Genomic DNA, 6,146 nt, shown 5'->3' on the forward strand with positions numbered 1-6,146 from the left:
TGCGGCCCCGTCGATCACGGCGCGCGCGCTCCCTCGCCTGGGCAACCCCGACAGGACACCACCCGCACGACGGGGGCGGGTGGCCCGGTTCAGCTGCTCAGCTGCTGCAGATTTGCTGTGGCTTCGGCGTCCGGCGTGACCGCCATGCGCCCCTGAGCGCCGGGAACGTAGGGTCCGCTCGGCCCGTTGCGGCGTTCGAAGCTGAGTGTCATCGGCTGCTGCGGCCCGGTGGGCCCGTCCGGGTCCACAGTGATCTCCCGGTACGTCCAGTAGTCCAGGGGCAGGCAACGGCCATTCTCCCACATGGAGAAGTTGACGGCCTTCACATGGAAGGTCTCGAGGTACAGCCGCCCGTCACTCGCGACGTTTGCCGGGTCGATGGTGCCGGTGTACGTCCAGGTGTAGGGGGTGTACACGAACCCGTCGGCCTTGACCTGCGGGGCACCCAGCACGGGGCCTGACCACTTCGTTGAATGCCCGGCGGCCGCCTGCCATGTGATCGGGTTCTGTGTCGCAGTATGAGTGCCGCGCACCCAGTAGACGAGCTTGGCGTTGCTGTAGCTGGCGTCCTTGGAGACGTCGTAGAGGTAGAGCCCCCAGGGCGCGCCATCGGGAGTGGGGCGCGGGTTGGACGGCGCCGAGTTCACCTCGAGATCATAGCGGCAATTGCCCCGATTAGTCGGCGAGTTCAGCACCCAGCCGTTGATGCCGGGATCCTTGCGCAGCGAGACGGCGAAGGACGGTGCCGCCGAGACCATGGCGACGGCGGGGACAGACCAGGCCAGACCGGTGGCGACGGCGCGTCGGCTCGGGCCTGACTCGGTGGTGGAAGCAGAGTGAGCGTTCATAACGGGACCTTCCAGGAGGACTACGCGTGCCTGATTCAGGAGGACTACGTGTGCCTGATGTATTTCCGCTGTGCAGACACATCCAAGGGAAGAGTATCAGCAGGTGCCAGCCTTGAACTCCGTCAGATGGTCTCGCAGGCGTTCGCGCTGGTCCGGGGCGGTGTAGCCGACGGCGGCCAGGGGCCCGAGGTCGAGGGCGCTGTTGGTCGGCCGCGGGGCCACGCCCTCCTTGCCGGCCAGGTACGCGGCGGTGGTCGTGGCGGAGACGCGCGCGGCGTCGTGACCGGTGTCCTCGAAGACCCACCGGGCGACGTCGTGCCAGGTGACCACGTCGCCGCTGTTGGTCATGTGGAACGTGCCCGTGGGCGCGTCCGTGGTGACCAGGTGCAGCAGGGCGTCGGCGAGGTCGTCGGCGAAGGTGAGGCGGCCGTGCTGGTCGGCGACGACGGCCGGGTCGATCCCGCGCTCGGCGAGCGAGGCCATCGTGGACACGAAGTTCTTCCCCTCCCCGATCACCCAGGAGGTGCGCACGATCCAGTGCCGCGGCACGGTGCCCACCGCGGCCTCGCCGGCGGCCTTCGACTGGCCGTAGACGCCCAGCGGCGCGAGCGGGTGGTCCACCGGGTGCTCCTGCCCCACGGGGAGGGCGCCGTCGAACACGTAGTCCGTGGACACGTGCGCCAGGGGGACGCCGGCCTCGGTGCAGCGGCGGGCGAGCTCGGCGACGGCGGTCGCGTTGACGGCCCACGCCTGGGCCCTCCCCTCGGGCGTCTCGGCGGCGTCCACCGCGGTCATGGCGGACGCGTTGACCACGGCGCGCAGGCCGCGGAAGTGCTCCCGCGGCCAGGACGCCGGATCGGTCATGTCCCACGTGTCCCGGCCATGGGCCTCGACCGGGATCCCCGCGGCCTCGGCGCGGGCCACGAGGGCACGGCCGAGCTGGCCGCCGGCGCCGAGCACGAGGATCGGGGCGGGCGGCATGGGGGTGACGTCCGCGAGCATCGGGTGGGCGCGGTCCTTGGCCGAGAGCTCGGCGTCCTCGAGCGGGATGGGCCAGGCGATGGCCGCCGTCGGGTCCGCGAGGTTGAGGAACGTGTACCGGCCCTGCGCGTCGGCGGACCAGTGGTCGTTCACCAGGTAGGTGTAGGCCGTGTCCGGCTCGAGCGTCTGGTAGGAGTTGCCCACCCCGCGCGGCACGAAGACGGCCTTCTCCGGGCCGAGCTCCACGGTGGCGACGGCGCCGAAGGACGGCCCCTCGCGCAGGTCCACCCAGGCGCCGAAGATCCGGCCGTGGGCGACGGCCACGTACTTGTCCCAGGGTTCGGCGTGGATGCCGCGGGTGGTGCCGACGGCGTCGTTGAAGGAGATGTTGTTCTGCACCGGGGCGAGCGAGGCGAGGCGGGGGTGCTCGGCGGCGAGGGCGCGGATCTTCTCGCGCTGCCAGTTCTCCTTGAACCAGCCGCGGTTGTCCCCGTGGACGTCGAGGTCGAGGACGAGCAGGCCGGGGATGGCGGTCTCGGTGATGCGCATCAGCGGTGCCCCCTCACTGGCCCTGGGCGCGGTAGGTGGCCTCGACGGCGACCTTGGCCGGGCGCCACCAGGTCTCGTTCTCGCGGTACCAGCGGACCGTGTCCGCCAGACCGGCGCGGATGTCCGTGAACTGCGGCTCCCAGCCGAGCTCGGTGCGCAGGGCGGTGTTGTCGATCGCGTAGCGCAGGTCGTGGCCCGGGCGGTCGGCGACGAGGTCGTAGTCGTCCGCGGGGCGGTCGAAGAGCTCGAGGAGGATCTCCACGATCTCCCTGTTGTTCCTCTCGCCGTCCGAGCCGATCAGGTACGTGCGGCCGATCTCACCGCGTTCGAGGATGCGCAGCACGGCCGAGGAGTGGTCCTCCGTGTGGATCCAGTCCCGGACGTTGACGCCCTGGCCGTAGAGGCGGGGGCGGACGCCGTCGATCAGGTTGGTGATCTGGCGCGGGATGAACTTCTCGATGTGCTGGTACGGCCCGTAGTTGTTGGAGCAGTTGCTCAGCGTGGCCTGCACGCCGAAGGAGCGCACCCACGCCCGCACCAGGTGGTCCGAGCCGGCCTTCGAGGCCGAGTACGGGCTGGAGGGGTTGTACGGGGTGGTCTCGGTGAACTTCGCCGGATCGTCCAGCTCGAGGTCGCCGTAGACCTCGTCCGTGGAGACGTGGTGGAACCGTCTGCCGTGCTTGCGGACCGCCTCCAGGAGGACGAAGGTGCCGATGATGTTCGTCTGGATGAACGGCGAGGGATCGTTCAGCGAATTGTCGTTGTGGGACTCCGCCGCGTAGTGCACGACGGCGTCCGACTCGGCGACCAAGCGGTCCACCAGGGCCGCGTCGCAGATGTCCCCGACCTCGAGAGTGACGCGGTCCTCCGGCAGGCCGGCGAGGTTCTCCCGGTTGCCGGCGTAGGTCAGCTTGTCCAGGACGACGACGTCGTGCCCGGTCTCGCGGACGACGTGGTGGACGAAGTTCGAGCCGATGAACCCGGCGCCGCCGGTGACGAGGAGGTGCATGAGGTCAGGGTATCTGCGAGTGCACAACAATATGGTGACATAGGCTATGCCCAGGTCGCACCGAACGCTCGAATCACCGACCCCATGGCCCTCCTCGGGTCAGCACTGCGGCAACCGACTCATTCAGCACTAAGGCCCTATGCATCAGAACCTCGACCCCCGGCCCAGCATCGACCGCTCGACCGTCGAGGTGCCGACAGCACTGGCCGTCGGCGCAACACTCGGCATTGTATGCAGCCTGGTCAGACTCCCCACATCTACATGGGACACTCTTTACGCGGAGGACGGAAAGGTATTCTTGCAGGCATGGGTGTCCAACCCGTCCCTTCACCTTCCCATTGACCCCTATGATGGATATCTGCATTTTTGGCCGCGTTTAATCAGCGGAATTATATCCCTCCTTCCAGTTGATACGTGGCCAACCGCCACGACAGTGGCCTTCGGATCCGTGGTCGGATTAATCGGCGGACTCAGCTTTCTAATATCCAAGAGTCTTATCACCAGCCGGATTCTCCGTCTACTGGTAATGATCATTCCCATCCTCCTCCCTTTTGCCGGAGTCGAAGCGCTTGGCAACCTCGCGAACCTGCATTGGTATTTTCTGTATCTCGGGTTCTGGATCTCATGGCACTCACCTCGAACATATTCGGCGTCGGTGGTCTGGTCTCTGATCCTGGCGATGGCCGCAATGACCGAGATTCAGCTAGCGATCCTCGCTCCGATTATCGCGGGGCGAGCCTGGAAGGGGACCCGATACGAAAGAATCGTGTTCACAGGATGGTCTGTAGGAATAGTTGCGCAGCTCGTTGCTTTCCTGTCATCTGACACCACCCGCACAAGTCGCGGCTTAGCAGACCCCCTTTCCATGATTCGAGGGCTACTTGTGAATGTCGTCCTCGGGACACCGGTCGGAAATCAGCCGCGCGCAAACTTTCTGATCGAAATTTCCGGCTGGCTGGTCCCCGTCACGCTCGCTATCACTATTGCCGCGCTCTTGGCGGCGTCTGCGATCAAGGACAATACTCGCAAGTGGGTGATTATTTCCGCCACTTTCACATCGATCACGACATGGGCGCTCAGCTTTCTCCTCAATAACCATCCAGGACTCGACTACATTCGTCCGCCTTTCACCTTCATAAGGTGGGGAACAGGGGCATCGCTTCTCCTATGGGTAGCTATTGTCATAGCATTAGATGTCGCCGCAAGTCATTCTGCGTCAGCCAAGAAACTTGTCCCCACCTTCACCGCGATAGCGCTCATATTGTCATCGCTTATTTCCCCGGCCACAGTCAACACTCGCCATGGCGCGCCGTCCTGGTCGCAGCAGGTCGCAAACCTGCGCCAACGATGTGAGTCACAGAATCCCAGCCGTGAGACCGTGGTCATAGACCATGCGCCGGAGGGATGGCAGATGATCCTTCCCTGCGACCGGTTGATGCCGCGCGGCTACAGTAATGGTGCGGTGAGCTCCCAATAGTCATGTCGAGTGGACCTGACCCAACATGCCGTTCTATTGAAGCGAGTAGACATTGACGGATCCTAAGATCTCAGTCATTATCCCCTGCTACCGTAGCGGACTGCCCCTCAAGGACCAGCTTGCAGCGTTGCTGAGTCAGACGGACGCGCCACCCCGGGAGATCCTGCTATGCGACAACGGGGGGAACCCCTGGCTTCACCCCTATGTCGCGTCCCTCGCTCCCCTGCCGGAGGGCGTGTTCATCCGCATCATCGACGCCGACACCCACCCCGGCGCCTCCTTTGCCCGGAATCGGGGCATCAACGAGGCCTCGGCCGACAAGTTGGCGTTCTGCGACGACGACGACCTCGTCCACCCTGACTGGTGCCGGCTCGCTTACGAGTTCCTCGACGACTTCCCCGTCGTGACCGGTGGCGTGGTGGTCAAGGAGGACACACAGCTCACCGGCAAGTCACTCGCGGAAAAACTCGAGATGCTGGTGGCAGAGACCATGCCGGTCCCCCCACGTCCTGCAGGGCGGGGGTCGATGGGGCCGGCCCTCATGGGCGGGAACTTCGCCGCCCGACGGGACGTCCTGCTGGCTGTCGGGGGGTTCGATGCGGCCCTCGTCCGCGGTGGCGAGGACAACGACCTGGCCTTCCGCCTCGACCGCGCCAGCGTGCCGATCACGGACTGCGGAGCCATGAGCATCATCTACTCCCGACCCTCCGCATGGCGTGACCGCGTCCGTACGCGGGCCCGGGCGGGACGTTCACTTGCGGAGGCCGCTTCGGCGCGGGACGCCTGGCATGCGGTGCCCGAACTGAGCTCCGCACCGACCACAGAACTGGCCCGCGCGGGCGCGGCTGCGGCCGCTATGGCCGCCGGGCTGAAGGCCCGAGACTGGCCTGGCGCGGTCGATCGCGTGGCGACGGCTTGGGGACTCGTTGACGGGTGGACGCGCCATCGAGTCCTCCGGCGGCAGGCCGAGTCACAGGTCGGTCTAGGTGTAGGAGGGCATGACGTTGTTGACTCGGGCCGGGGCCAGTGAGGCCGGAGGAGCGTCTCCGCAGGAGGTATGAGGCCGATGGTAGTTGTAGTGGTTCACCCACACCGCCAGGGCCTCACGCCGAGCTTGCTCTGAGGTGTACGGGCGGGCGTAGAGGACCTCGTCCACCATCAGCCGGTTGTACCTCTCCACCTTCCCGTTATGGCGCGGGGTGTAGGGGCGGATCCGGTGGTGCCGGCCCCCGAGCGAGACCACCTTCCGGGTGAAGTCCACGGCCCGGTAGTTGTTGCCGTT

6 protein-coding genes are annotated in these 6,146 nt (G+C 66.2%); 2 read left to right on the plus strand and 4 right to left on the minus strand.

Translation table 11 applies throughout. The features are described from left to right. Positions 1-89: 89 nt before the first annotated feature. The 3 genes from QL983_RS03245 to rfbB form a co-directional block, all read right to left on the minus strand. Positions 90-848, minus strand: a complete 759-nt coding sequence (locus tag QL983_RS03245; RefSeq protein WP_131661474.1) for a hypothetical protein — start codon at positions 846-848, stop codon at positions 90-92. Positions 849-944: 96 nt separating this feature from the next. After that, entirely contained in the window at positions 945-2,378 is a 1,434-nt protein-coding gene (locus QL983_RS03250; protein ID WP_290151191.1) for a sugar nucleotide-binding protein, read from the minus strand. Positions 2,379-2,391: 13 nt separating this feature from the next. Then, positions 2,392-3,387, minus strand: coding sequence for a dTDP-glucose 4,6-dehydratase (gene rfbB / locus QL983_RS03255; protein ID WP_290151193.1), 996 nt, complete (start codon positions 3,385-3,387; stop codon positions 2,392-2,394). A gap of 139 nt (positions 3,388-3,526) precedes the next feature. Between rfbB and QL983_RS03260 the strand changes: the two genes are divergently transcribed. Continuing rightward, positions 3,527-4,864, plus strand: coding sequence for a hypothetical protein (locus QL983_RS03260; protein ID WP_290151195.1), 1,338 nt, complete (start codon positions 3,527-3,529; stop codon positions 4,862-4,864). 52 nt (positions 4,865-4,916) lie between these two features. Further along, positions 4,917-5,894 carry a glycosyltransferase family 2 protein gene (locus QL983_RS03265; RefSeq protein WP_290151197.1) on the plus strand — a complete coding sequence of 326 codons (978 nt, stop codon included), beginning with the start codon at positions 4,917-4,919 and terminating at the stop codon, positions 5,892-5,894. Here the strand turns inward: QL983_RS03265 and QL983_RS03270 are convergent. Continuing rightward, the coding region (locus QL983_RS03270) for an integrase core domain-containing protein (protein WP_290151199.1) at positions 5,847-6,146 on the minus strand (300 nt) is incomplete at its 5' end. The genes QL983_RS03265 and QL983_RS03270 overlap by 48 nt on opposite strands.

Source organism: Micrococcus sp. APC 4021, from assembly GCF_030407635.1.
Lineage (GTDB): Bacteria > Actinomycetota > Actinomycetes > Actinomycetales > Micrococcaceae > Micrococcus > Micrococcus luteus.